The sequence below is a fragment of the Donghicola mangrovi genome (genome assembly GCF_013377535.1).
Lineage (GTDB): Bacteria > Pseudomonadota > Alphaproteobacteria > Rhodobacterales > Rhodobacteraceae > Donghicola > Donghicola mangrovi.
Genome location: NZ_JABCJE010000017.1, coordinates 1 through 24,556 on the forward strand (window position 1 = coordinate 1; position 24,556 = coordinate 24,556).

Annotated in this window: 24 protein-coding genes; 2 read left to right on the forward strand and 22 right to left on the reverse strand. The window is 62.7% G+C overall.

Annotation, left to right across the window (positions count from 1 at the left end; all coding sequences use genetic code 11):
- Positions 1 to 10 precede the first annotated feature (10 nt).
- Positions 11 to 895, reverse strand: a complete 885-nt coding sequence (locus HJ536_RS19290; RefSeq protein ID WP_177159046.1) for a LysR family transcriptional regulator — start codon at positions 893 to 895, stop codon at positions 11 to 13.
- Between the two features lie 277 nt (positions 896 to 1,172).
- Here HJ536_RS19290 and HJ536_RS19295 point away from each other — a divergent pair, with 277 nt between their 5' ends.
- Positions 1,173 to 2,453, forward strand: coding sequence for an NAD(P)/FAD-dependent oxidoreductase (locus HJ536_RS19295; protein ID WP_177159047.1), 1,281 nt, complete (start codon positions 1,173 to 1,175; stop codon positions 2,451 to 2,453).
- A 3-nt stretch (positions 2,454 to 2,456) separates the two neighbouring features.
- Here the strand turns inward: HJ536_RS19295 and hypE are convergent, their stop codons facing one another.
- The 21 genes from hypE to betC all read right to left on the reverse strand — a co-directional run bounded on the left by hypE (position 2,457) and on the right by betC (position 23,428).
- The gene (gene hypE, locus HJ536_RS19300) at positions 2,457 to 3,485 is read right to left on the reverse strand and encodes a hydrogenase expression/formation protein HypE (RefSeq protein WP_420811104.1); all 1,029 of its coding nucleotides are present in this window, start codon (positions 3,483 to 3,485) and stop codon (positions 2,457 to 2,459) included.
- Entirely contained in the window at positions 3,482 to 4,624 is a 1,143-nt protein-coding gene (hypD, locus tag HJ536_RS19305; protein WP_177159048.1) for a hydrogenase formation protein HypD, read from the reverse strand. The genes hypE and hypD overlap by 4 nt, the downstream gene beginning before the upstream one ends.
- Positions 4,621 to 4,911, reverse strand: a complete 291-nt coding sequence (gene hypC / locus HJ536_RS19310; protein ID WP_177159049.1) for a HypC/HybG/HupF family hydrogenase formation chaperone — start codon at positions 4,909 to 4,911, stop codon at positions 4,621 to 4,623. The genes hypD and hypC overlap by 4 nt, the downstream gene beginning before the upstream one ends.
- Positions 4,912 to 4,914: 3 nt before the next feature.
- Positions 4,915 to 6,393: a sigma-54-dependent transcriptional regulator gene (locus HJ536_RS19315; RefSeq protein WP_177159050.1), complete on the reverse strand. Its 1,479-nt coding sequence runs from the start codon at positions 6,391 to 6,393 to the stop codon at positions 4,915 to 4,917.
- Positions 6,393 to 7,274: a hydrogenase nickel incorporation protein HypB gene (gene hypB / locus HJ536_RS19320; RefSeq protein ID WP_177159051.1), complete on the reverse strand. Its 882-nt coding sequence runs from the start codon at positions 7,272 to 7,274 to the stop codon at positions 6,393 to 6,395. The genes HJ536_RS19315 and hypB overlap by 1 nt, the downstream gene beginning before the upstream one ends.
- Complete coding sequence (gene hypA / locus HJ536_RS19325) at positions 7,274 to 7,615, reverse strand: hydrogenase maturation nickel metallochaperone HypA (RefSeq protein ID WP_177159052.1); 342 nt, start codon at positions 7,613 to 7,615, stop codon at positions 7,274 to 7,276. Before hypA ends, hypB begins: the two co-directional genes overlap by 1 nt.
- Positions 7,608 to 8,486 (reverse strand): hydrogenase expression/formation protein HupK, encoded by an 879-nt coding sequence (locus tag HJ536_RS19330; protein WP_177159053.1) that lies wholly within the window; start codon positions 8,484 to 8,486, stop codon positions 7,608 to 7,610. The genes hypA and HJ536_RS19330 overlap by 8 nt, the downstream gene beginning before the upstream one ends.
- A gap of 3 nt (positions 8,487 to 8,489) precedes the next feature.
- The gene (gene hybE / locus HJ536_RS19335) at positions 8,490 to 9,287 is read right to left on the reverse strand and encodes a [NiFe]-hydrogenase assembly chaperone HybE (RefSeq protein ID WP_177159054.1); all 798 of its coding nucleotides are present in this window, start codon (positions 9,285 to 9,287) and stop codon (positions 8,490 to 8,492) included.
- Positions 9,284 to 10,120 (reverse strand): hydrogenase expression/formation protein, encoded by an 837-nt coding sequence (locus HJ536_RS19340; RefSeq protein ID WP_177159055.1) that lies wholly within the window; start codon positions 10,118 to 10,120, stop codon positions 9,284 to 9,286. The genes hybE and HJ536_RS19340 overlap by 4 nt, the downstream gene beginning before the upstream one ends.
- An 18-nt stretch (positions 10,121 to 10,138) precedes the next feature.
- Positions 10,139 to 10,519, reverse strand: coding sequence for a thioredoxin domain-containing protein (locus HJ536_RS19345; RefSeq protein WP_176856076.1), 381 nt, complete (start codon positions 10,517 to 10,519; stop codon positions 10,139 to 10,141).
- A 10-nt stretch (positions 10,520 to 10,529) separates the two neighbouring features.
- Positions 10,530 to 10,850, reverse strand: a complete 321-nt coding sequence (locus HJ536_RS19350; RefSeq protein WP_176856077.1) for a HypC/HybG/HupF family hydrogenase formation chaperone — start codon at positions 10,848 to 10,850, stop codon at positions 10,530 to 10,532.
- A 2-nt stretch (positions 10,851 to 10,852) separates the two neighbouring features.
- Positions 10,853 to 11,461, reverse strand: a complete 609-nt coding sequence (locus tag HJ536_RS19355; protein WP_176856078.1) for a HyaD/HybD family hydrogenase maturation endopeptidase — start codon at positions 11,459 to 11,461, stop codon at positions 10,853 to 10,855.
- 286 nt (positions 11,462 to 11,747) lie between these two features.
- Positions 11,748 to 12,524: a Ni/Fe-hydrogenase, b-type cytochrome subunit gene (cybH, locus tag HJ536_RS19360; protein WP_176856079.1), complete on the reverse strand. Its 777-nt coding sequence runs from the start codon at positions 12,522 to 12,524 to the stop codon at positions 11,748 to 11,750.
- Positions 12,525 to 12,527: 3 nt separating this feature from the next.
- Positions 12,528 to 12,704 carry a DUF6732 family protein gene (locus tag HJ536_RS19365; RefSeq protein ID WP_176856080.1) on the reverse strand — a complete coding sequence of 59 codons (177 nt, stop codon included), beginning with the start codon at positions 12,702 to 12,704 and terminating at the stop codon, positions 12,528 to 12,530.
- Positions 12,705 to 12,719: 15 nt separating this feature from the next.
- Positions 12,720 to 14,510: a nickel-dependent hydrogenase large subunit gene (locus HJ536_RS19370; protein WP_176856081.1), complete on the reverse strand. Its 1,791-nt coding sequence runs from the start codon at positions 14,508 to 14,510 to the stop codon at positions 12,720 to 12,722.
- A 3-nt stretch (positions 14,511 to 14,513) separates the two neighbouring features.
- Positions 14,514 to 15,602 (reverse strand): hydrogenase small subunit, encoded by a 1,089-nt coding sequence (locus tag HJ536_RS19375; RefSeq protein ID WP_176856082.1) that lies wholly within the window; start codon positions 15,600 to 15,602, stop codon positions 14,514 to 14,516.
- A gap of 231 nt (positions 15,603 to 15,833) precedes the next feature.
- Entirely contained in the window at positions 15,834 to 18,062 is a 2,229-nt protein-coding gene (gene hypF / locus HJ536_RS19380; protein ID WP_177159056.1) for a carbamoyltransferase HypF, read from the reverse strand.
- A complete protein-coding gene (locus tag HJ536_RS19385) occupies positions 18,062 to 19,486 on the reverse strand; it encodes a nickel-dependent hydrogenase large subunit (protein WP_177159057.1) in 1,425 nt (474 codons plus the stop codon). The genes hypF and HJ536_RS19385 overlap by 1 nt, the downstream gene beginning before the upstream one ends.
- Complete coding sequence (locus tag HJ536_RS19390; RefSeq protein ID WP_177159058.1) at positions 19,483 to 20,475, reverse strand: NADH-quinone oxidoreductase subunit B family protein; 993 nt, start codon at positions 20,473 to 20,475, stop codon at positions 19,483 to 19,485. Before HJ536_RS19390 ends, HJ536_RS19385 begins: the two co-directional genes overlap by 4 nt.
- Positions 20,472 to 21,800 (reverse strand): PAS domain-containing sensor histidine kinase, encoded by a 1,329-nt coding sequence (locus tag HJ536_RS19395; RefSeq protein ID WP_177159059.1) that lies wholly within the window; start codon positions 21,798 to 21,800, stop codon positions 20,472 to 20,474. The genes HJ536_RS19390 and HJ536_RS19395 overlap by 4 nt, the downstream gene beginning before the upstream one ends.
- 104 nt (positions 21,801 to 21,904) lie before the next feature.
- Positions 21,905 to 23,428: a choline-sulfatase gene (gene betC / locus HJ536_RS19400; protein ID WP_176856087.1), complete on the reverse strand. Its 1,524-nt coding sequence runs from the start codon at positions 23,426 to 23,428 to the stop codon at positions 21,905 to 21,907.
- A 209-nt stretch (positions 23,429 to 23,637) separates the two neighbouring features.
- Between betC and choX the strand changes: the two genes are divergently transcribed.
- On the forward strand, positions 23,638 to 24,552 hold the full coding sequence (gene choX, locus HJ536_RS19405) for a choline ABC transporter substrate-binding protein (protein ID WP_176856088.1): 915 nt from the start codon (positions 23,638 to 23,640) through the stop codon (positions 24,550 to 24,552).
- The last annotated feature ends 4 nt before the right edge of the window (positions 24,553 to 24,556 follow it).

A 24,556-nucleotide genomic window follows, 5' to 3' on the forward strand; every position in this document is an offset into this window, starting at 1 on the left:
GGCCGAGCGTTCATGTGACGCTTGACAACCATTTCCTGAAGGCCACGAGCGGCGGATAGTCTGCGTTCACATGCGGCCAGCACAGGTAATACATCTCGTCACTGCGCATCTTATGGGGAAGGGCGCGCACTAGCGCTCCTGCTTCCAATTCGTTTTGGATCAAGAATTCTGGCAATAGGGCCACGCCAAGACCCACCATTGCCGCTTGGGCAGCCGTAGCGAACTGATCGAAGAGCATGCCGTGTAGTGGCTCGGTCTCCACATCGTGACGCGCCATGAATTTCTCCCACGCATCGGGGCGCGATGTCAGATGGAGCAGTGGCGCTTGGACCAGATCAGCTACCTCCTTAAACCCAAATTGCTCGAGCAGCGCAGGGGCGCAGGCCGGAACCACGTCCTCTTTACACAGGGGAAGTGCGGCACATTGGGGCCAATCCGCACGGCCAAAGTGAATAGCCGCATCCAAGGGGACTTGAGTGAAATCGAAAGGTTCAAGCTTTGTGGTAAGGTTAATGGTGATCCCGGGATTTTTCTGCAAAAAGTCCGGTAGGCGCGGGGCCAGCCAGCGGGTGCCAAAGGTCGGAAGAATGGCCAATGCCAGTGTGCCGCCGCTTGGGTTGGCCCTTAGGTTCATGGACGCAGACGATATCTTTTGTAGCGCTTCTCGGATCTCTCTGGCATAGCGTTCGCCGCCGGCGGTAAGGCGGATGGATTGCTTTTCCCGGTGGAAAAGCTCTGTGCCCAATTGCTCTTCCAGTGCTCTGATCTGACGAGAAACCGCGCTTTGCGTTAAGGATAACTCCTTGGCGGCAGTGGTCACATTCTGGGTGCGCGCAGCCGTTTCGAACGCCTGAAGTAGGGATGTCGATGGCAAAAAGCGGCGGGGGATCGGCATGGTGCACCTGTGGACTTGGTATTCTGAAAGCGAATGGATGTTGCTAGGCTGCTTGGCAAGTAGGTTTAGCCGAACGTCGATCTACGCCTAAATTTTCCGCGTCAGGCTGAAATTTGGAAATCACTCGCTTTAGATCTCCTAAGAAGTCCCTAACCAAAGCAGTAGCCATTACCAAACGGAATGAGGTTACGCGCAAGAGTGACTGGCGCGAAGGGCGAAGTTGGGCAACCGTTTCCGGCAGGGAAGCAGCCCGTTCAAGACACCGGATCACGTGAACATGACCACCAAATCGCTCAGCCATGGCTTATGGGCCGCCAGCGCCCCCGAGGCTCCGACCACCCCAGCATTGGATCGGAAAATCCATGTCGATGTGGCTGTGATCGGTGCCGGTTACACCGGCCTGTCGGCCGCGCTGCATCTGGCAGAGCTTGGACGATCGGTCGCCGTGCTCGAGGCCGAAGTGCCAGGTCACGGTGGGTCAGGGCGCAACGTGGGGTTGGTAAATGCCGGGATGTGGGTGATGCCCGATGCCCTGCGCCAAAATCTGGGAGAGGATTTGGGCGGGCGCATGCTGTCCTTTCTGGGGGACGGGCCTTCGGCGGTGTTCGATCTGATTAACCAACATGGCATAGACTGCGAGGCGACGCGGCGGGGTACGCTTCACTGTGCGGTTGGCGCCTCGGGGTTAACCGAGATTTCCGAGCGGGCGCGGCAGTGGTCTGCGCTGAAAGCTCCGGTCGAGGTATTGGCGGCGAAAGATGCGGCAGAGAAACTGGGGACCAAGGCTTTTGAGGGGGCGCTGTGGGACCATCGGGCGGGCACGGTCCAGCCCATGGCCTATGTTCGGGGCCTGTGCCGCGCCGCGATGAAGGCGGGTGCACAGGTTTATGGAAAGTCACCGGTGACGGAGGTTGCTCAGGGGCCGGATCACTGGACGTTAACCACGCCCACCGGGAAGGTTCATGCGGATTGGTTGATTGCGGCGACCAATGTGTACACTGCGTCGGTTTGGCCAGAACTCGCAACCAGCCAAGTCGTTCTGCCCTATTTCAACATGGCCACTGCGCCGCTGCCCGCGGATGTGCTGGCCTCGATCCTGCCTGAACGGCAGGGGGCTTGGGACACGCGGTCGGTGCTGACGTCATTTCGGTTGGATCAGGCGGGGCGGCTTATCTTTGGCAGTGTCGGGCAACTCGGGGTCGAGGCCGCGATCCACGCCGGATTTTCGCAGCGCAGTCTGCGGGCGATGTACCCACAGCTGGGGGACGTTACGTTTGAATATCAGTGGTGGGGCCAGATCGGGATGACGCCGGATAACCTGCCGCGATTAACCAAGTTGGGGCGCAACGCGCTGGCGGTGTCGGGGTACAACGGGCGGGGCATCGCGCCCGGCACCGTGTGTGGCAGGGCGCTGGCCCATCATATCGCGGGCAATCTGCCGATTTCGGAAATTCCGTTGCCGGTGGTGGATCTGACGCCCGACCCGATGCGCGCCGCCCGAGGGCTAGGGTATCGGGCGGGGGCGGCAGCCCTCCACGCCGTGGCGCAGAGGGTCTGAAGGTTAACAAATACGCGGCAGTTGCTCGCCCACCAACATGTCCACGATGCGTGCGCCACCGAACAGGGTGCGCATGGTGACCTGACCAGCGGGGCCCTTTTTCGCGCGGCCGATGATGCAGGCGCCTTGGCCAGCTTCGGTGGACTTCATCGCAGCCAGTGCGGCCTCGGCCTGTTCCTCGGGCACGAACAGAACCAAGGTCCCCTCGTTCGCCAGATACAGTGGATCAAGGCCGAGGATTTCGCAGACCCCTTTCACCTCGGTGCGCAGGGGTAGGGCGGTTTCTTCGATCTCGATCGCCAGCCCGCATGCATCCGCCATCTCGTTCAGGGCACTCGCCACGCCGCCACGGGTCGCATCGCGGCAGGCGCGTACATCGGCGGCCTGACACACTGCCTGCATCAGATGACCGAGGCCCTGACAGTCGGACTGGATGTCGGTGGACAGCATCATGTCGCCCCGCGCCGCCAGAATGGCCGCGCCGTGATCACCAAGGACGCCGTTCACGATGGCAACGTCACCCTCTTGGATGCGGTCGGCGGACAGAGTGCGCCCCGCCGGAATCACGCCCACGCCCGAGGTGGTGATGAACACCTTGTCCGCGCTGCCACGGCCCACGACCTTGGTGTCGCCGGTCACGATGCGGACGCCGGCCTTCTCGGCCTCGATCCGCATGGATTCGACGATCCGACGTAGCAGGGCGATCTCGGTACCTTCTTCGATGATGAACGCTGCCGACAGCCACAGGGGTTTCGCGCCCCCAACGGCCAGATCGTTTACCGTGCCGCAGACGGCGATCTTACCGATATCACCACCCGGAAATTCCACCGGATCGACCACAAAGCTGTCGGTGGTAAAGGCCAGACGCGCACCCGGTTCCTGTAGCGCGGCATCCATCAGGCGGGCCTGATCTTCCATACCGTCGGGCTGGAACACGCTGGTAAAGACGCTCTCGATCAGATCGCGCATCGCCTTGCCGCCGCCGCCATGGGCCAGTGTGACGGTGTCCTGTTTAAGTCGCATCATGTTCATTCCGCAGGCTCCACGGCTCGGGCCCCGCCGTATTGGTAGTAGGCCGCGCAGGCCCCTTCGGAGCTAACCATCAGCGCGCCAAGGGGCATCTCAGGGGTGCAGCCTTTGCCGAACATCGGGCATTGGGTGGGCTTCATCCGGCCGGTCATCACTGCGCCGCATTCGCAGCCCTCGGGTTCCTGAACCGAGCGGGTGCCGGTGGCGTAGCCGATGCCAAACTTCTCTTCGGCGTCGAAGGCTTTGTACTGCTCGCGAATGCGCAGACCGGAGTGGTCGATCTCACCCAATCCGCGCCATTCAAAGCTGGGGCGCTGCTCGTAAACATCATTGATCGCGGCGATGCTGACGGGGTTGCCGTGTTCGGGCACCACGCGGGCGTATTGGTTCTGCACCACCGCTTTGCCGTCGCGGATCTGCTCCAGCACCATCAGGACCGATTGCAGCAGGTCGAGGGGTTCGAACCCCGCCACGACGATGGGCTTGCCGTATTCTTCGGCGATGAAATCATAGGGGTGCGTGCCGATTACCATGCTCACGTGGCCGGGGCCGACAAAGCCGTCCAGCTTCATGAAGGGGTCATCCAGCAGCGCCTTGATCGGGGGCGGCACGGTGATGTGGTTGCAGAAGACGGTGAAGTTGGTCAGGTCCTCTCGGGCCGCCTGCTGGATCGACAAGGCGGTCGAGGGGGTGGTCGTCTCGAACCCGAGGCCAAAGAAGATCACCTCTTTGCCCGGGTTCCGGCGGGCCAGTTCCAGCGCATCAAGGGGCGAGTACACCATGCGGATATCCGCGCCGTCCGCCTTGGCCTGAAGCAAGGATTTGCGGGTGCCGGGCACGCGCATCGCATCGCCAAAGGTGGTGAAGATCACGTTGGGCTGCTCGGCCAGTTGGACGCATTCGTCCACGCGGCTCATGGGCAGAACGCAGACGGGGCAACCGGGGCCGTGGATGAACTCGATCCCCGGATGGGTCAGCTTATCAAGGCCATAGCGGAAGATCGCGTGGGTGTGGCCGCCGCAAATCTCCATGATCCGGACGGGGTTTTCAGCGGTCGCGCCGATCTGGTCGCAGACACGCGCAATGGCGTCCAAGGCCGCGCGGGCGGCGATAGGATCGCGGAATTCCTCTGCGTATTTCATGCCCGTCCCTCCAGTGCGGCGTCGCCTGCGGCCATCGCCTCCAGGGTTTCCTGCGCCTCTCCCAAACCGCGCAGAGCTTCCAAAGTCTTCTCGGCTTCATCCTCGTCAATGACGGCCATGGCAAAGCCCACGTGGATCAAGGCCCACTTGCCCACCACATCCACCAGTTCGCCGGTGACGATAGGGGCCACGTTCACCTCGCGGCGGACGCCCGACACTTCGGCCATGGCCATCATGCGGGTAGGATCGGTAATCGCTGTGATCTGACCGGGTATTCCCAGACACATGGCTTAGTCCTCCTTGTCACTGGCGTCGGCACGGACGGGGCTGTCGATGCCATAGCGTTCGATTTTCGCGCGCAGACCCACGCGGGACAGGCCCAGTTCGTTGGCGGCGCGGCTTTTGTTCCAACGCAGGCGCGTCAGAGTTTCGCGCAGGATGCGCATCTCGATCATCTCGATCCGGTCCTTGAGCGTGCCTTCGGTGGCCAGAACCGCGTCGGTGTCCAGATCGCTGCCCGCATCGCGGGGGGCGGCCTGCAGGATGTGGCGGCTGATCAGTTCCGGCCCCAAGGTCGGGTCCTGGGAAAAGATCAGCATCCGCAGCACTTCGTTTTCCAACTCGCGCAGGTTTCCGGGCCAGTCGTATTCCGACAAAAAGCGCAGGGCGTCATCCGACAGCCCATGCACCGGTTTACCGTGGGCATTGGCCGCGTCGAACAGGGCGCGCGCGGCCAGAACCGGCAGGTCGCCGATCCGCTGACGCAGGGACGGAATTTGCAGAACCGTGGGCGCAAGCGCGTAGTACAGGTCACTGCGGAAATTGTCGTTCGCCACCTCGTGGCGCAGGTCGCGGTCGCTGCCGGTCAGCAGACGGATGTCCACGCGGATGGTCTCGAACGCACCGATGGGGCGGAAGGCACCCTCGGTCGCGACACGCAGCAGCGCCAGCTGCATCCGCGGCGACAAGTCCTGCACCCCGTTGATGAACAGCGTCCCGCGGTCGGCCTTTTGCAACAGGCCCGTCTTTTTCGAGGCCAGCCCCGGCACCGCCCCACGGCGGGCGCCGAACAGTTCCAGCTCCAGAATATCGTCGTCGATGCCGGTGACGTTCAGCTCATAAAACGGCTTGTCCGACCGGAGCGAGGAATAGTGCATCGCGCGGGCAAAGGTCGATTTGCCAGTGCCCGGTTCGCCTTGCAGCAGGACCGGCACGTTGAAGCTGGCATATTGGCGCGCCTGTTCGATCACCGCATTGATGGGCGAATTCGAGGCCCGCAGCACGCTTTCGAACCCCAGCCCCTCGCGCAGGGCTTTGCGCTGCTCTTCGACGCTGCTTTCGACGCGGCGGGACAGGTAGCGCATTTCCAGCGACATGCGTTCGTGTTCGCGGTTCAGGCGGAACAGATCGGTGGCGTTCTTGGCCACCATCAGCAGTTGGTCGGGGTGCCAAGGTTTCGTCAGGAATTGATAGATCCCCGCCTCATTGATGGCGGAAATCATGTCGTTGGTTTCGGTGTAGCCCGTGATGATAATGCGAACGGTTTCGGGCCAGCGCTCGCGCACTTCGGCTAGAAACTCGACGCCCGATTTGCCCGGCATCCGCTGGTCGCAAAAGATCACCTGAACGTCCTGCTCCTGCATGACTTGCAGAGCGGCGTCGGCGCCGGTTGCGGTGTGACACTCGAAGTCATCTTCGAGCGCCATCCGCATCGCGGACAGCGAATGTTCTTCGTCATCGACCAGCAGGATGGTGGGCAGAGCAGTCATTATTCCGCAGCCTCGGGTTTTGCCTTTTGCGCCAAGCGGTCACGCAGCCACGTGATCCAGGTTTCCATACCTTCGCCGGTGCGGGCACTGACGCGCAGGATGTCGATGGTCGGGTTCACGCGGCGCAGGTTCGCCTCGTAGAGGTCAAGATCCACGTCGCAATAGGGGGCCAGATCGACCTTGTTCAGGATCGCCAGACGGGCGGCGGTGAACATGTCGGGGTATTTCAGCGGCTTGTCCTCGCCCTCGGTCACGGACAGGATCGCGACTTTGGCGTCCTCTCCCAGATCGAAGCCTGCGGGGCAAACAAGGTTTCCCACGTTCTCGATGAACAGGATCGAGTTCGCGGCCAGCTCCAGATGTTCCATCGCGTGGCCGACCATGTGACCGTCCAAATGGCAGCCCTTGCCGGTGTTGACCTGTACGGCCTTGGCGCCGGTGGCACGGATGCGGTCGGCGTCGTTGGCGGTCTGCTGGTCGCCCTCGATCACGGCAAGGGGCTGATCCCCGAGCGCCTCGATGGTTTTGCACAACAGGGTGGTTTTCCCCGAACCGGGCGAGCTGACAAGGTTCAGCGCCAGAATTTCGCGGCCCGCCAGAATGGTGCGGTTGGCGGCGGCGTAGCGATCGTTCTTCGCCAGAATATCGGTCTCGATCTCGATCAGGCGCTCTTGGGTCATGCCGGGCACTTCGACGCCAGCGGGGCCTTGGCCAAAGTGGATGTCACCGTGGTGGTGATGATGGTGGTGATGGCTATGACCGTGGTCATGGTCATGGTCATGGTCATGGTCATGGTCGTGGTGATGATGCCCCGCGCCATGGTCGTGGTGGTGGCTATGGCCTTCGACACTTCCGGTGCCGCATCCGCAAACGTTACACATCAGATCACCTCCAGATCTTTAATTCTCATCTCGTCGCCGCCCACGGGCATCAAGCGCCCGCCCCCGCAATCGGGACAGGGGGCAAGCCTGTCATCAATCTCGACCTCCTTGACGCAGTCGTAGCACATGGCCCGACCGGGCAGGTCGATCATCTCGAGCCGCGCCCCTTCGGCAACGGACCCGCGCATCACGACCTCGAAGGCGAATTCCAGCGCGGGTTTTTCCACCCCCGCAAAGCGACCGATCTCGACCCGCACAGCCTTGACGCCCTTGATGGCGTGGATGCGGGCCTGATCCTCGATCACGTTCCTGATCCCTTCGCAGAGCGACATCTCATGCATCGGGCAATCCTTTCAGCGACACCGGCGTGCAGGGGTCGAGGATCTCGACCAGCAGCGCGGCCTCATTGTGCTTGTGGGCGGGCAAGGTCTCAAGGGTCTGCTCCATGATCCCGCCTTTGCACAGCAGATGGTCGGTGGGGGTCATCCGGCAGAACCGGGTGACGCGGCCGTCGGTAACCTCGGCGCTGACGGCGTAAATCCCGCGCGCGGCCGGCACAATGGCGTGGCCCTTGGACAGGACCTTCAGCTCGGGGTGCCAGCCGTGGATCAGCGCCTCCAGGTCCAGCGCCCGCGCGGTGACCCGCCACAGGGGGCCACGGCCATAGCGGGCCTCGATGTCCTGCATCAGCGGGTGATCCGTGCGCCGCGTCCCGACAGAGTTTTCCTGCGCCCGCTCCCCCAGAATTTCCACGTCACAGGACAGGGGCAGGCCGTTTGCGACGGCCTCCTCGGGGGCAAAGCGCCGGATCAGTTCCTGCACCATCGGTTGGAAGGCGCTGGGACGGTTCACCAGATCCTCCAGCCGCTCGGGCAGGCTGCCCCCGAACAGGACCTCCGCCAATGCGCGGTCGGTATCACCACGCACGGGCAAGGGGGCAAGGCCCAGTTTCTGGGGCAGCATCAGACACAGTTTGACCAGATGCTCGCGCCGGATTTCAGCGGCCAGTTCGAACTCTTCGTCGGGGGCGACGGACAGGCCAAGCGCGGCCCGCACCGCCATCCTCTGCGCCGTCCGGCACAGGTTGAACACGCGCGGCAGGGTTTCGGCGACCTCTTCGGCGGGGCGGCCGATGACCATCAGATGGATCGGCAGCTTGACGGGCTGCTCGACCCACAGGCCCGAGGGCCGGATATCCCGCACCGCGCCCAACGCTTAGTCCGCCATACCAGCAGAGATGATCGCGCGGCGGGTCGGAGCGTCCGACAGGATCGGCACTTCGGGTTCGGCGGCGGCTTGCTCGGCCTCTTCGGCGGCCTTCAACTCGGCCTCGCGGGTGGCGCGAATGTCGGCGCTGCGATCGGTTTCGGCGCGGTGCTCCTCTTGGAACAGGGCGACCATCACAGCCTCGGCAACCTCGACCGCGGCGGCCTGCGATTTGAAATCACCCATGGGCGAAAACAGCGAGCACGCTTTGTAGCCACCGGTCATTTCCCGCACGTTCGAGATGAACTCGTATTCGCCCGACGGAAAGGTCAGGTGCTCTTTGGCGCCGGCCATCAGGTCCGACCAGTCTTCGCCCTCGGCGGGCAGCTGGATCAGGTTCATGAACCACGGGCTGATCAGGATGCCCAAGGGGCGTCCCTCGTGGACTCGCCAGCCCACGGCCTGAACATGCAGAACCTTGTTCACAATCGGAACGTCCCGCATTTTGGCGTGCCAGACTTCGTTGAAGTCCGTGACCAGCGCCGAGGTTTTCTTGGACAGCATCGCAGCTTCGGCCATCTGGTCCGAACCGGGATCGTGGCTGACCAGAAACTGGGCCTTGGGGGCGTCGCAGTTCGGGCAGGACCAATCCTCGGGCAGATGCATAAAGGGCGTGCCCGGCAGTACCTGACGGGTGTCGTCGCCCTCTTCGGGGTCATAGGGGGTCCAGCAGATCTTACACTCCATGACGGCGCGCGGGCTGATTTTATCGTTGGCTCCCAGATAGCTGCCTTCGAAAGTGCTCATCGGATCGCCTCCAGAACCTCGAGGACACGCTCGTGGCTGTCGGACAGGTCTTCGGCGGCGGCCAGGGCCACTTCAGGCATGGCGGTCACTTCGAAGGTGTCGAGGATCAGCACATCCATCGAGTTAAAGAACTGCACGCGCCACACATGGTCCAGCGCGGTCGCGGTGATGCGGCAGTTGCCATAGCCGCGCGACAGAATATCGGTGCTGCCCTGACCCAAGGCTTGCTCCAGCCAGACCAGATCCTGCTCGGTGTGGGGCAGCAGGCTGAGGTTGATCACATAGACCTCGTCACCGGCCTGATAGGCGGCGGATTTGTCTTGCAACTCGACCAGCAGCGACAGCGCGTTCACCACGCCCGGAACCTTGGGCGCATCGGTGCCAAGAGCGGCGCGGCGGGGGGCAAACGCACGGGTGCGCGCCATATCGGGGGCAGAGCCGACCTCGATCGCGTCAAGGCCCGCGCCCTTGAGCACCCAGATGCCCGCAAACACGGATTCTTGGGCGGCAACGGCGGGAATGCCGTGCATCTTCATCGCGACTTCGCCTTCGCCCATTGTCTCGGCGACCAGACGGCGGTTGGCGGCGTCCAGATCGGACAGGTCGAAACGGGCGTTCGGGGCACCGGCAGAGCACGCCTTGGCGGCATTGGCGACAGTGCCCATCAGTTCCATCGCGGGGCGCAGGGCCTCGTCATACTCGACCTCGGGGATGTGCGCGTAATAGGCGCGCATGTCCTGCGGCATCGACATGTACTGGAGTTCTTCGTCGCCCTCGTTCGCTTGCGATCCGGGGCCATAACCCATGGGGGGCAGGTGGAAATTGCTGACCATTCTGGCTGGCTCCTGTGATTAAGCGTCTGCGGTCTGCGCAAGGATCTGGGTGATCCGCGCCATGTATTCATCCCAGTCGCGGACGCGGGGGATGCCGCCGATCATCTTGCCATCGCGGAAGAAGATCAGGCTGGGGGTCTTCAGAACTTTGGTGTCCTCGCGGACTTGCTGTTCGATGGCGTCTCCCACGACGCCGCAGTCGAAGCGGCCCTGAAAGGCTTGCTTCAGTTCGGGCAGGATCACGGCCACGTCGGCGGTTTCCAGATTGCGGGCGGCGTCGCCGGGAACGAACAGGACATGCACGCCGGGACGGGCGGTGAATTCGGTCACGTCGTGGGCGCTGTCCAGATGCGGCCAGCTGAATTCGGACGTCAGGCGGTCAATCAGCGGATGGGTCATTGTTGGCCTCTCAGGCTGTGGTTTTGCCGGCGTCCAGCGCGGCTTGCAGATGGGGGGGCAGCTGGGGGCCGCGTTCCTCGATGTCGGCGAACGCATCGCCAAGGGCATGGCCCGACATCAGATTGCGAAGGCCATCCAGCGCGGCGGTGATCTTTTGCGCCTCGTCGGCCGAGATGATTTCGCGCGCCGCCCCAAGGAACGTCAGAACCCAGTCGCCGGGTTTCGCGTCATCGGTCAGGGACAGGTCGATCAGCGCCTCTTCGGTGCCGTCAGTGGCGCGGGCAGCGATCCCGTTCACCGAGATCAGCTGCATCGGTACACCCAGACACATGATCAGGCGCTTTCCGGAAAGAAGCGGTGGTCGCCGGTGCGGCAGGCGTCTTCCTCGGAGGGGCGGCCGCCTTCGTAGGCGTCTCGCATGATCGAGGGGTCCGCAAGGTTGCTGATGTCGCCCTGACCTTCGATGGGGTGGATGCCCATCTCGGCCAGCTTCTCCAGCGCGATGTCGATCGCGGGGTCGATGCGGGCGGCCACGATGTCACGCAGGCCTCCGCCGTAATCTTCCAGCTCGACGGGTTGGCAGCCGATCAGGACCAGGCGCTCGGGGCAATAGCCCATCAGCTGTGCAGTCGCGATCACGTCCTGAAAGCCGGTCTGGTGCAGGCTCATTTTCTTGGCGCCCATAAAGCTGGGAACCTCGTCATCCTCGACGATCTTCATGGTGCCGGGCTCCAGCCCGTAATCCACGGCGTCAAAGACGATCAGCGCGTCGGCTTCTTCCAAGAAGGGGAGGAGGTAGAGACCCTGAGTGCCACCATCCAAAACAGTAACGTTCGGCCCGAAAGCCTTGGTCAGTGCGAGCCGCTCAACGCATCGAACCCCAAAGCCTTCGTCAGCCCAAAGTACGTTACCAATACCCAAAACAAGCACATTGGGCGCCATTCGTTCTCTCCTCCTCCGCCGGTGAGCTGGTTGCTAGCTTTCCGGTTTCTTCCAGTGCTGACAGTTTGGCATCTATCCGGAAGGCTTGAAAGAAAATCACCTTTTGGGTGGAATTGTAATTTTCCCTTTTGTTGCATGGGGTTGCGGGGAAAATTGGCGTCACCTGTTGAGATAAAGTGGAAATATAGTATCCACTTTGCAGTATAATTGGAAATTCATTAAACACAAGAAAGGCGGACCCGAAGATCCGCCTTTCCGATTCCTGTCCGAAGTGACAGCCTTCTGATCAATCGACGCGGTCGTCCTTGAAGGTCCGGTGCCCCGAGATCATGGTCGAGACCATGGACTGGCGGCTCAGGATGTCTTCGCGGATGGCGGCGTAGATGTGGATGATCATGAAGACCACGATGAACCACATGCCCAGATGGTGGAAGGTGTGCAGCAGCTGGGTGTTGCCAACCAGACCGATCAGCCAGCCCATCACCTGATCCGGCAGACTGCCTTGACCCGCGCCCTCGGCGTACAGAGCCCAACCGGTCAGCAGCATGAAGGTGATCCCGACGGTCATAAAGAAGAACATCGCGATCTGTGCCAGCGGGTTGTGGCCCACGTATTTCTTGGGCTCGGATTCCAGGAACATGTACCAGCGCAGCTCGAAGAACACTTCTTGCCACCAGTGCTTGTTCAGGATCGGGACATAGAACAGTTGCTTGGCGTGGTGGTTGCCCACGATGGCCCAATACACACGGCCAAAGAAACCAACCGTGAGGATCTGCGCAGCGGCAAAGTGTGCGAACCGCATGTACCCCATGACGAACTGGTGGGTCGCCTCGGCAAAGTTCATGGTCGGCAGCGGGCTGGCGATGAACCAGCCGGTGAAGCACAGCACCAGAATACAGGCTGCGTTCACCCAGTGCCACAGACGCACGGGCCATTCGTAAACGAAGACGGACGTGCGCTTGCGGACGCTATCGATATCCTCGGCGGTGGCGTCACCGGTCAGCCGCGAGGTTTCGAGGGGTCTTACCCCCTCGTTTGCTCGGTGGATGGTGTCATGGGCCATTGCTCACTCCTTCCGGCGGGCGCTGCGGAGGGTATAGAGCAGACCGGCAACCGCGATCAGGCCCAGACCGTGCATGGGCGACAGGACCCAGTGTGCAGCCCCGTTCAGGGCTGCGTCGTGACCGGGGTGCGCTGCGGCGGCGGTTGCACTCAGGAAAAGAGCGGGAATTGCGTATTTCATGGGTGAACTCCGGTATTAGCGCACTTTGACAGTGGTCAGTTCGTCGCCATCGGGCGACATCACGTGGGTCGAGCAAGCAAGGCAAGGGTCGAAGCTGTGCAGGGTGCGCAGGATTTCGACGGGCTCGTCGGGACGCTCCATCGGGGTGTTCATCAGCGACGCTTCGAACGCGCCGATGTTGCCCTTGCTGTCGCGGGGCGAGCCGTTCCAAGTGGTGGGAACCACGCACTGGTAGTTCTCGATCCGGCCGTCCTTGATCTTGATCCAGTGGCCCAAGGCACCGCGGGGTGCTTCGGTCATACCAACGCCTTTGGCCTCTTTCGGCCAGGTGCTGGGGTCCCACTTCTCGACGTTGGCGGTGCTTTCGTCGCCGTTCTTGATGTTCTGGACCAGCTTGTCGAAGAAGTGCTTCTGCAAGCGGCCACAGTATTCGGATTCCAGCGCACGCGCCGCGGTCCGGCCAAGGGTCGAGAACAGAGCGTCCACGGGCAGATCCATGGTGCGCAGCAGGCCATCGACCTGGTTCTTGATGTCCTCGTGACCTTTGGCGTAGCCGACGATGTAGCGGGCCAGCGGGCCGACTTCCATCGCGTTGCCGCGCCAACGGGGGGCCTTGATCCAGCTGTATTTCGCAGCTTCGTCCAGCTCTTCGATGCGGGTCTTGGTGCCTTTGGCGTTCGGACCCAGCTCGAATTTGGGCTCGGTGCGGCCATCCCAGGGGTGCAGACCCATGCCGGGCTCGCCGTAGTCGTACCAGCTGTGATCGACGAACTCCTGAACCTGCTCGGGGTCGCGGGGATCAACGTCGTGTACCTCGTTGAGGTTGCCGTTGATGATCGCGCCGCGGGGCAGGTGCAGCTGCTCGGGGCTGAAGTCGTTGGGATGCTCGGGGATATCGCCGTAGGCCAGACACGCCTTGGACGACAGACCGCCACCATAGAGCCAGTTCTTGTAGAAGCCACCGATCGCCACAACGTCGGGCAGGTACACGTTCTTGTTGAACTCGATGCACTTGTCGATGATCGACGAAACGTGGTTCAGACGCTCCATGTTGATCGCGCCGACAGCACCGGTGCTGTGGACGTTGATCGGGCAGGGCACGCCGCCAACCAGCCAGTTCGGGTGCGGGTTCTTGCCGCCGAAGATGGTGTGAACCTTCACAACCTCTTTCTGCAGGTCCAGCGCCTCGAGGTAGTGGGTGGTCGCCATCAGGTCTGCCTCGGGGGGCAGTTTATAGGCAGGGTTGTCCCAGTAACCGTTCTTGAACAGACCCAGCTGGCCCGATTCAACGAACTTTTTCAGGCGGTTCTGAACATCGCGGAAATAGCCGGGCGACGACAGCGGGTGCGAGGGCGACACCATCTGCTGCAGTTCGCTGGTGGCTTTGGGGTCCGCGCGCAGGGCGTTCACCGGGTTGACCCAATCCAGAGCGTGCAGGTGGTAGAAGTGCACGATGTGGTCGTGGATCTGCAGGTTCAGCTGCATGATGTTCCGGATCGAGTTCGCGTTGTCGGGAATCTGGATTCCCAGCGCGTCTTCCACTGCACGAACCGAGGTCAGCGCGTGGGTGCCGGTGCAAACGCCGCAGATGCGCTCGGTAAAGGCCCACGCGTCACGGGGGTCACGACCCTTGAGGATCACTTCCAGACCGCGCCACATGGTGCCGGTGCTGACTGCGTTGCGGATGACGCCGTTCTCGTCCACGTTCACTTCGCAGCGCATGTGGCCTTCGATACGGGTCACGGGGTCGACGACGATGCGGCGGCCGGTGTTATCGAGGTCAAAGCCGTTCGGAGTTGCGACCATGGCTTATGCCTCCTCTTTGTTGTCTTGGGTTTTGCGTTGGGCGGCCTTCAGCGCGCTGATCGCGGCGTGGGCGGCGACACCTGCGCCAACGACACCTGCGGCGGCCATGCCGATCTTGTCCGCGTTCGCTTCGATGCCGAACTGGGTCAGATCGGTCACGCGGTTGTAGAAGCTGCCCTGATCCCAGAAGCCATCTTCCGAACAGCCGATACAGCCGTGGCCGGACTGGATGGGGAAGCTGACGCCTTCGTTCCAGCGGATGGTCGAGCACGCGTTATAGGTGGTCGGGCCTTTGCAGCCCATCTTGTACAGGCAGTAGCCCTTGCGCGCGTTCTCGTCGTCCCATGCCTCGACGAACTGACCGGCGTCAAAGTGCGGACGGCGGTAGCATTTGTCGTGGATACGCTGGCTGTAGAACATCGCGGGGCGGCCCTGACGGTCCAGCTCGGGCAGACGGTCAAAGGTCAGCATATAGGTGATCACACCGGTCATAACTTCGGCGATGGGCGGGCAGCCCGGAACCTTGATGATCGGCTTGTCGGTGATGACCTTGTGGACCGGAGTCGCTTGGGTCGGGTTCGGTTTCGCTGCCTGCACACAGCCATAGGACGCACAGGCACCCCAGCTGATGATCGCTTTGGCGTCTTTGGCCGCATAACGCAGCTTTTCGACAAAGGGTCGGCCACCGGTGATGCAGAACATGCCATCTTCGTTCAGGGGCGGGTTGCCCTCTACCGCGAGGATGTAGTTGCCCTTGTACTTCTCGATGGTCTCTTCCAGCGCGGCCTCAGCCGCGTGACCGGCCGCAGCCATCAGCGTGTCGTCATAGTCGAGCGAGATCATCGACAGAACCACATCCTTGGCCAGCGGGTGCGCGGCGCGGATGAAGGATTCCGAACAACAGGTACATTCCAGACCGTGGACCCAGATCACCGGCGTACGCGGCTTGGTTTCCATGGCGTGGGCGATTTTCGGCACAAAGCTGGGGCTCAGGCCCAGGGCCGCCGCGGTCAGAGAGCAATACTTCATAAAGCTCCGCCGCGTGATCCCCTGACGTCGCATGACGTCGTAAAAGGTTTCGATCTGGCTCAAAACTGGTCCTCCCCTGACTGGATCGATTCCGTCGGAATGCGATTGCATACATTCCGTCAGGCTAAACTTCGGACAGGTGACAGTTTCGATCAAAGCGAATGGGGGCGCAGTGGGTGCGGATTTAATATGCTTTCAAATCATGGGTTTGCTGCGCAAAATCGCTCAATTTCTGCGGGTGCGTGCGGATGGGGGGTTGCCAGCTTTCCATCCGGTTGGACGGATACTTTCCGGTTAGCCCAAGTGGCGGGCCGCCGCGACCAGTGCCTGACCCAGCGCGAGGCCCCCGTCATTGGCAGGCGTTTTCGTGTGGATCAGCACTGGGGCTTGGGTGCCGATGTGGTGCAATGTCAGGCCTAGTAACACTTCGCTCTGAAAGCAGCCGCCGGACAGGGCAATCGCCTGCGCCTGACCTGAATGCACCAGCTGGACCGCAGCCTGCGCGAACTGCTGCGCCAGCCCCGCGTGAAAGCGCATCGAAATGGTGCTCAGGGGCGTGCCCCTGTCCAGATCGTCCTGGATCTGCTGCCAGAGCGGGGCGGGGTCGATTTCGCTTCCAGTCCGCGCGAACGCATAGGGTGGGGCCGAGGTGGGCTGCGCCAAGGCCTCTAGCGTCATCGCCGCCTCACCCTCATAGCTTTGGCGGTCGGGGCAGAGGCCCAGAACCGCCGCGACAGCCTCGAACAGCCGTCCGGCGCTTGATGATAGCGGGGCGTTCAGCCCCCGTTCCACAGCCATGCGGGCCATTCCCAGCGGTTTGTCCCCGAACAGCGCATCCGCCTTGGCCTGCAAACCCGCCTGATCCAGCCGCGCCAATGCATTCCGCCAAGGCTCTTTGGCCGCCATGTCCCCGCCGATCAGCGGCGCGGGCCGCAGCCAAGCCATACGCTCGAATCCGGTGTAATCCCCCAGCAGCAGTTCTCCGCCCCAGACGGTCCCATCCGCCCCAAGGCCGGTGCCGTCCAGAATGATCCCCGCCACTTTGCCCCCGCCGAGCGGCCACAGATTCTCGCCCATGCAAGCGGCCAAGTGCGCGTGGTGGTGCTGCACCTCTTCTAGCGCCAGCCCCTCGGCCTCGGCCCGCGCGGCCCCGTGGCGCGAGGCTCGGAAATCGGGGTGCAGGTCCACGGCGACGACCTGCGGCTTGTGGTCGAACAGGTCCGCATAATCGCGGTCGGCGTGCTGGAACGCCTCCCACGTCAGGGCTTCGTCCAACTCTCCCAGATGGTGCCCCGACAGGGCCTGACCGTTCTTGATCAGGCAAATCGCTGCCTTCATCTGGCCGCCATAGGCTACGGACTGAGGGGCATCGGCGAACCCTTCGGGCAAAGGCAGCGTCCCCGGAACCCGCCCCCGCGCGCGGCGCAGGATCATGGGGCCGTGAGGGGTGATCCGCTCGACGCTGTCATCCAGACGGCGGGCGATATCGCGGTCATGCATCAGAAAGGCATCCGCAAAGGGGGCCAGTTTTTCCAGCGCCTCATCGTTGCCGATCACTTGGGGCTCGCCCGACAGGTTCCCGCTGGTCATGACCAAGGGCGCACCGAACGCATCCAGCAAGAGGTGATGCAGCGGAGTGTAGGGCAGCATCCAGCCAAGGGTGTTCTGGCCCGGCGCGATATTCGGGGGGAGGCCGTCGGTGCCCTTGATCAGGACGATCGGCGCAGCGGGGTCTTGCAGCAGTGCGACTTCGGCCTCTGACGGGGCGGCGTGCTGGCGGATCATCTCCAACGTGCCCATCAGGGCAAAGGGTTTGGCAGGCCGGTGCTTGCGCTGGCGCAGCAGGGCGATGGCCCCTTCGTTCCGCGCATCACAGGCCAGATGGAAGCCCCCCAGCCCCTTGATCGCCAGAATTTCCCCGTGCCGCAGGCGGGCAGCCGCTTCGGCCAAGGGGGCGTCGTGGGGCGGCTCGATCCAGAGCTTGGGCCCGCAGGCAGGGCAGGCCACAGGCTGCGCGTGGAACCGGCGGTCGGCGGGGTTGGCGTATTCGGCGGCACAGTCGGGGCACATAATGAACGGGGCCATCGTCGTTTGGCCGCGGTCATAGGGCAAGGCGTTCAGGATCGTGAAACGCGGCCCACAATGGGTGCAGTTGGCAAAGGCGTAACCGTGCCGCCGATCCTCGGGGTCCCGGATTTCGCGCAGGCAATCGGGGCAGGTTGCGGCATCGGGCGTGACGCGGGTTTCGGCACCCGTGCCCTGACTGGCAGCGATGGTGAAATCGGGTGGTGCCTCGGCGGTCAGGGGGCATACTTCGATCGCGTCGATGCGGGACAGCGGCGGCGCCTTCGCGCGGATCAGGTCGGGCAGGGTGTCTGTGGGCCCGAAAGCCTCGATCAGCACGCCTTCGGGGTCGTTCAGGACGCGGCCCGTGACCCCCAACTCGCGGGCCAGTTGCCAGATAAAGGGGCGGAAGCCGACGCCTTGGACCTGCCCACGGACCCTGATGCGGACACCTGCCATCAGTGGACCGTGCAAACCATGCAGGGGTCAAAGCTGCGGACGATGTGCTGGACGGACAGGGGGGTATCCTCGCCCTCGGTCACAGGGGCGCCGACCAAGGCTGCCTCGACCGGACCGGGGGTGCCGCCCCCATCGCGAGGGCTGAAATTCCACGTGGTAGGTGCAATGATCTGATAGCTGCTGATCGCGCCGTCCTGAACGGTGATCCAGTGGCCCAATGCGCCCCGCGCTGCCTCGACCACACCCACGCCAGAGCCATTGGCGGGCAGGGTCACCTGATCCATGAACCGCTGTTCGGGATGGATATCGCGCAGCAGGCGCTCCATCTCCAACTGGGTCAAAGCAATCTCCAGCAGCCGCCCGATGACCCGCGCCCTGACGCCGCCCTCAGCCGCAAGCGCCCGCGCCAAGGGGTGGCCGACCACCACCTGCCGCGCCAGTGCGCCCGTTTCAAAGGTCCGACCGCCGAGGCGCGGCGCCTTGCACCAGCTGTAGGCATCCTCGCGCAGCATCTCATCAGGGATCGTTTCGCCTACGCGGGGATGGGCCGTGCTCCCAAGCATCCATGCGTGGCTGATATCCTCGGCGATGGCGGTGAAATCCACGGGGGCCTCGGTGCCGTTGTCCCACGTGCCGCCCCTGAATACGCGCCCGTCTGGCAGGGGGTAGGCGCCAAAGGACAGATACCGCCCCGTTCCGCGCCCCATCGCCCCTGTGCCGGTCGCGGCGGCCACCTGTAGGAACAGGGCAACATCGCCGCCAGTCCAGCCTTCCAACTGCTCTACCGTTTCTAGGCCCGCGAAATCCTCTAGCTTGCCGCCAAAGGTTTCGGCCTCCAGATACCGGCGGAAGGCTTGCAGCGTCGCGCCGATCCGGATCAGATCGCGCGCCGTGGGGGTGCGGGTCACGCCGCCGGGCTGGATGGCCAGCGTGTGGGGCCACTTGCCCCCCAGCATCCCGACAACGTGCATCAACTCGGCCCGCGCCTCGACCGCGCGTCGCAGGGCGCTGCCTTGGCCAGCGGTAAAGCGGTTCACGACCGTCCCGTGCCAGTCCGCCCCCGTATACCCCGCCCGCGCATAGTCGGGCATGAAGAACAGGTTGAAATGGGTCATGTGGTCCGAGACATTCTCGATCATATGGAGCAGGGCTGCGACCTTGGCCCCCTCGGGCGCGGGCTGGACCCCTGCCAGATCGGCCAGCGCCAGCGCCGCCGCCGCCGATTGGCTGATTGAGCAAATCCCGCAGATGCGCGGGGTGATGGTCAGCGCGTCCAGCGGCCCTTTTCCCAGCATCATCCGTTCAAATCCGCGAAACAGAGGGGAGTTGGCGTGGGCCGCAGCGACGGCTCCGTCCTGCACATCCAGCCGGATTTCCAGATCGCCTTCGACGCGGTTGAAAGGGCCAACAAGAAGGGTCGTCATGGTTTCGGCTTTCGCAGGGTCGGCGGGATGGTGATGCGGTCGGCGGTGGCGTTTTCGGCCAACCGTTTGGGGGTCGCGGCCTTGGACAAGGAGGCCAGCGCCATGAACCACGCCTTGGGCATGTCCGACGGCAGGCCCACGGGAATGCCCGCGAATTTCGGGGTTTCGGTAAAGCCGTGCCCGGGTTCCTCGAATTCAGGCGCGGTGCAATTGATGCAAGGGTATCCGGCCCGCGTGCAACTGCCCGTGCCGTTCCAGCCACGGATGTTGCAGTCGCCCACGGCTTGGGTCCCGATGCAGCCCAGATGCTCCATCATGCAGCCCATCTCGCACAGGTGCTCGGCGCTTGCTTTGTATTCGTAGAACTCGTTCTTGGGGCAGGCGTGGTGCACCAGATTGTCGGCGTAGAAACGGGGGCGGGCATAGCCGTCCAGATCGGCCGCCGACAGTTCGCCAGCCTTCAGCAGCAGCAGCGTTTCGGTGACCCAGTCGGGGTGCGTCGGGCAGCCCGCCACGTTGATCACCGGCAGGCCCGATTTCGTCCGCCATTTCGCGGGGAACAGACCGCCCGCGTGGCCGCCATCGTATTGCAGACCAACCGCATCCGTCAGGTTCTCACCGGCCGAAGACACGCCGCCATATGCCGCGCAGGTGCCCACAGCGATCACGTGACTAGCCAAAGGGGCTAGCTCTCGCACCCATTCCATCATCGACCGGCCGGTGCCCGCCATCATGTGGTAGCGCCCCGTACCGTTGGGGCCGCGCAGGATCGAGCCCTCGACACACAGAATGTCCAGCTTTTGTGCTCCGGTAATGACGGCATCCAGAATGCGGCGCACTTCGGCACCCGTCGCTTCGGAGATCGAGGGATGCCACAGGAACTCCAGCCCCGCGCCATCCAGCAGGTCGATCACATTGGGGTCTTCGGCGCACAGCAGCGACATGGTGCAGCCACCGCATCCGCCCGATTGAAGCCATAGGATATTCATGTCTGATCTCCCCGCAGCAGGGTCAGCCGGAAACACGCCCCTTGGACCGAGGGCACCAGCTCCAGTGAGCCGCCGTGTTCTTCGGCGATCTTGTGGCTGATGGACAGGCCAAGGCCGGTGCCTTTGCCCACCTCTTTGGTGGTGAAGAAGGGGTCGAAAATCTTGGCGGCGGCGGTGTCGGGAATGCCGGGGCCGTTGTCGCTGATCTCGATCACCGCATGAGGGCCGTCATAGAAGCTGCGGATGGTCAGGGCCGCGTCATCCTGCTCTGCCATCGCGTCCACTGCGTTCTGCACAAGGTTCATGAGGACCTGCTGCACATGGCCCGCGCGGGCGCTGGCGATGCATGATGGCTCGCCCTCGAACGCGATGGTGACACGGCTTTTGCTGCCACGCTCCACCCAGTCGGCGGCGATACTGGCGGTGCGGACCAGATCGGTGGGGGCCAGTTCACCTGACCCTTCGGCGGACAGACGGCGCAGATCCTCGACGATGTTTTTCACCCGCTCGGCCCCATCGCGGGCCCCTTCGATAGCGGTGCGCAAGTTGCGCAGGTCGCGGTCCAGCTTCAGGGTGCCGCGCAGTTCGACCAGTTCCTCGCGCGGGGCGCCGGCCTGAACGCGGTCGAAATAGGTTTCGAACCGGTTGATGTATTTTTCCAGCGCGTGGGTGTTCGCGTAGACAAAGCTGATCGGGTTATTCAACTCGTGTGCCACACCGGCCAGCAGGCGGCCAAGCGAGGCCAGCTTTTCGTTGCGGACCAGTTGGGTCTGGGTCTGCTTCAGTTCTTCGTGGCTGGCCTCAAGCTCTGAATAAGCGCGGCGCAGTTCGCCCAACGGACGGCCCGTCAGGATCACACCCGCCCGCTTGCGACCGCCGCGCAGGCGCGGGGCGATGCGGAATTCCACGGGCTCGGGGCCGATGGTGGTGGTCAGCTCTGCCTCGACGGTGTTGTCGGCGCGTTGAGCCACACTGCGCGAAATGGCGGTGATCAGGTTCCCGCCCGAGGTGCCCTGCAGGAACCCCGCGATGGGTTGGCCGACCAGCTTTTCCACGGGCAGGCCCACGGCTTTGCAAAAGGACCGGCTGGCATCCGCGATGCACAGCGCGGTGTCGGTCACCACCAGATAGTCGCTGATCGAATGCATGATCGAGGACAGGAAAGTCCGCAGCGCCTCAAGCTCTGCGTTCCGCGTTTCCAGCTGTTCCTGATAGTCCACCAGCTCCGCATAGGTGCGGTCCACAGCCTGCATGACATCCACCCAAGCCGCATCACCGATGTCGGCGCGCAGGGAATCGGTAGACTGGAAGTGGTCCGGTGACATGGCTGCCCTATCGCAAAAAGACCCCGCGGGGGATGCCGCAGGGTCCAACAGATTGAAACCAAAGGTCAAGGGCCAGCAGATTGCCACTAATGGAAGGGGCGCTTTCACTCTCCTCGGGGGTAGCGCTTGCTTTCCTCTAGGATGTTCAGGTCCATGTGGTTGCGCATATAGCGCTCCGAGGCCTTTTGCAGGGGCTGGTAATCCCACGGATAGTAGTCGCCGTTGCGCAGGGCCTCATAAACGACCCAGCGGCGGGCCTGACTGAACCGCACATCCGCGTCAAATCGGTCCAGATCCCAGCGGGCATCGGCCTGCGCCCGGAAATCGGCCAGAACCGAAGCGTAGTCGGGGTTTTCGGCCAGATTGGTCAGCTCGTGCGGGTCGTTTTCCAGATCGAATAGCTGCTCGGGGTCCAGTTTGCAGCGGGTGTATTTCCACTGCCCCTGACGCAAGCACACCAGCGGCGCATAGGACGCCTCGGCGGCGTATTCCATCGCCACGGCAGATTCGCGTTTCACCCCTTGGCCATAGGGCACCAGCGACTCGCCGGTGGTCCAGGGCATGACTTCTTCCATGCTGACGCCGGCCAGATCACACAGGGTCGGGCAGATGTCGATGTTGGACACGGGCTCTGTCACCAGACCGGCCTGCATCTGGGGCGCGCAGACCATGATCGGCACGCGGCTGGAGCCTTCGAAGAAATTCATTTTGAACCACAGGCCCCGTTCCCCCAGCATGTCGCCGTGGTCCGAGACGAACAGGATCACGGTGTCCTCGGTCTGGCGGGTGCCGTCCAGCGCCTCCATGATCTGGCCTACCTTGTCATCCAGATAGGTGATGTTGGCGAAATAGGCGCGGCGTGAGCGGCGGATGTCATCCTCGGTGATGTCGAAGTTGCGCCAGTCGTTGGCGTCGAAGATGCGCTTGGAGTGGGCGTCCTGTTCCTCATAGGGGATGGCGCCGATGGTGGGCATCAGGTGCTCGCAATCCTCGTACATGTCCCAGTATTTCTTGCGGGCCACATACGGGTCGTGCGGGTGGGTAAAGCTGACGGTTAGACACCACGGGCGCGCATCCAGCCCGCGCCCCAGATCATAGATCTTGCGGACGGCGTTGTAGGCGACCTCGTCGTCATATTCCATCTGGTTGGTGATCTCGGCCACGCCTGCGCCGGTCACGCTGCCCATGTTGTGGTACCACCAGTCGATACGCTCGCCGGGTTTGCGATAATCCGGGGTCCAGCCGAAGTCGGCGGGGTAGATGTCGGTGGTCAGGCGCTCTTCGAACCCGTGCATCTGGTCAGGTCCGACGAAATGCATTTTACCCGATAGGCAAGTCTGATAGCCCGCACGGCGCAAATGGTGCGCATATGTCGGGATTGACGAAGTGAATTCGGCGGCGTTGTCATAAACACCCGTATCACTGGGCAGTTGGCCCGACATAAAGGAGGCGCGGCCAGGTGCGCACAAAGGGGACGCCGTGTAGGCATTGCGGAACCGCGTCGAGCGTTCTGCCAGCTTTTTCAGGTGCGGGGTGTGCAGCCAGTCTGCCGGCCCGTCAGGAAAGAGCGTCCCGTTGAGCTGGTCGACCATAATAATCAGGATGTTTGGGCGTTTGGTCTCGGTCATCTCGAGGTGTCCTCTCCCGGTTGATACGAATGCCATGCGCTTTGTTGTGCGACACATCGCACTGTTCCACCGCAAACCGCATAAAATCTGGCCCGTTGCGGCGCGAAACCACGCCTTTCAGGCTTTTTCGTTGACTCCAACAGCGAGACCAGATTTTTATTGACCAGTCAATCAACAAAACTTCACGCAAGCAGAACAGGGAAAAACAGATGAAATTGAAGGCTACAATCTCGGCACTGGCGGTACTGGCAGCAGCCCCCGCATTCGCAGATTGCTCCAAGGTAACGTTCTCGGACGTTGGCTGGACCGACATCACCACCACCACTGCAACCGCGACCCACATCCTCGAAGGTCTGGGCTACAAGGTTGACACCAAAGTGCTTTCGGTTCCCGTAACTTTCGCTTCGCTCGAAAGCGATGACGTTGACGTGTTCCTGGGCAACTGGATCCCCGCACAGTCGGGCGCGATCCAGCCCTACCTCGACAAAGGCGAGATCGACCAGCTGGTCGTGAACCTCGAAGGCACCAAATACACCCTGGCCGTTCCCACCTACACCTATGAGCGCGGCCTGCAGTCCTATGCTGATATCCACAAGTTCGAAGAATCGCTGGGTGGCAAAATCTACGGCATCGAGCCCGGCAACGAAGGCAACGACTACCTGATCGGCCTGACCAAGGACAACAAGTTCGACCTGAAGAACTTCGAAGTCGTGGAAAGCTCGGAGCAGGGCATGCTGGCGATGGTTGACCGCGCCTACAAAGACGAGAAGGACGTTGTTTTCCTGGGTTGGGAACCCCACCCCATGAACGCGAACTTCAGCCTGAAATACCTGCCCGGCGGCGAAGACTTCTTTGGCGGTGAAGGCGTTGTCTACACCACCACCCGCAAAGGCTATGCAGACGAATGCCCGAACGTTGGCACCCTGCTGAAGAACATGAAGTTCAGCCTGGCCATGGAAAACGAAGTCATGGGCAAAATCCTGAACGACGGCGAAGAAGCTGGCGACGCGACCGAAGTCTGGCTGAAAGCCAACTTTGATCAGGTCGAGCCCTGGCTGGCAGGCGTGACCACTCTGGACGGTGGCGACGCGGTTGCCGCAGTCAAAGCGCATCTGGGTCTCTGATCGC

Bases quoted from the DNA above. Each gene is read 5' to 3' on its own strand.
- hypD (WP_177159048.1), bottom strand. From the start codon at position 4,624: ATGAAATACGCAGAGGAATTCCGCGATCCTATCGCCGCCCGCGCGGCC.
- choX (WP_176856088.1), top strand. From the start codon at position 23,638: ATGAAATTGAAGGCTACAATCTCGGCACTGGCGGTACTGGCAGCAGCC.
- hypA (WP_177159052.1), bottom strand. From the start codon at position 7,615: ATGCATGAGATGTCGCTCTGCGAAGGGATCAGGAACGTGATCGAGGAT.
- HJ536_RS19385 (WP_177159057.1), bottom strand. From the start codon at position 19,486: ATGACGACCCTTCTTGTTGGCCCTTTCAACCGCGTCGAAGGCGATCTG.
- hypB (WP_177159051.1), bottom strand. From the start codon at position 7,274: ATGTGTAACGTTTGCGGATGCGGCACCGGAAGTGTCGAAGGCCATAGC.
- hybE (WP_177159054.1), bottom strand. From the start codon at position 9,287: ATGAGCACTTTCGAAGGCAGCTATCTGGGAGCCAACGATAAAATCAGC.
- hypE (WP_420811104.1), bottom strand. From the start codon at position 3,485: ATGAACATGATGCGACTTAAACAGGACACCGTCACACTGGCCCATGGC.
- HJ536_RS19315 (WP_177159050.1), bottom strand. From the start codon at position 6,393: ATGACTGCTCTGCCCACCATCCTGCTGGTCGATGACGAAGAACATTCG.
- HJ536_RS19340 (WP_177159055.1), bottom strand. From the start codon at position 10,120: ATGGTCAGCAATTTCCACCTGCCCCCCATGGGTTATGGCCCCGGATCG.
- HJ536_RS19290 (WP_177159046.1), bottom strand. From the start codon at position 895: ATGCCGATCCCCCGCCGCTTTTTGCCATCGACATCCCTACTTCAGGCG.
- HJ536_RS19345 (WP_176856076.1), bottom strand. From the start codon at position 10,519: ATGACCCATCCGCTGATTGACCGCCTGACGTCCGAATTCAGCTGGCCG.
- betC (WP_176856087.1), bottom strand. From the start codon at position 23,428: ATGACCGAGACCAAACGCCCAAACATCCTGATTATTATGGTCGACCAG.
- hypF (WP_177159056.1), bottom strand. From the start codon at position 18,062: ATGGCAGGTGTCCGCATCAGGGTCCGTGGGCAGGTCCAAGGCGTCGGC.
- HJ536_RS19355 (WP_176856078.1), bottom strand. From the start codon at position 11,461: ATGGCGCCCAATGTGCTTGTTTTGGGTATTGGTAACGTACTTTGGGCT.
- HJ536_RS19295 (WP_177159047.1), top strand. From the start codon at position 1,173: ATGACCACCAAATCGCTCAGCCATGGCTTATGGGCCGCCAGCGCCCCC.
- hypC (WP_177159049.1), bottom strand. From the start codon at position 4,911: ATGTGTCTGGGAATACCCGGTCAGATCACAGCGATTACCGATCCTACC.
- HJ536_RS19350 (WP_176856077.1), bottom strand. From the start codon at position 10,850: ATGTGTCTGGGTGTACCGATGCAGCTGATCTCGGTGAACGGGATCGCT.
- HJ536_RS19395 (WP_177159059.1), bottom strand. From the start codon at position 21,800: ATGTCACCGGACCACTTCCAGTCTACCGATTCCCTGCGCGCCGACATC.
- HJ536_RS19390 (WP_177159058.1), bottom strand. From the start codon at position 20,475: ATGAATATCCTATGGCTTCAATCGGGCGGATGCGGTGGCTGCACCATG.
- HJ536_RS19365 (WP_176856080.1), bottom strand. From the start codon at position 12,704: ATGAAATACGCAATTCCCGCTCTTTTCCTGAGTGCAACCGCCGCCGCA.
- cybH (WP_176856079.1), bottom strand. From the start codon at position 12,524: ATGGCCCATGACACCATCCACCGAGCAAACGAGGGGGTAAGACCCCTC.
- HJ536_RS19370 (WP_176856081.1), bottom strand. From the start codon at position 14,510: ATGGTCGCAACTCCGAACGGCTTTGACCTCGATAACACCGGCCGCCGC.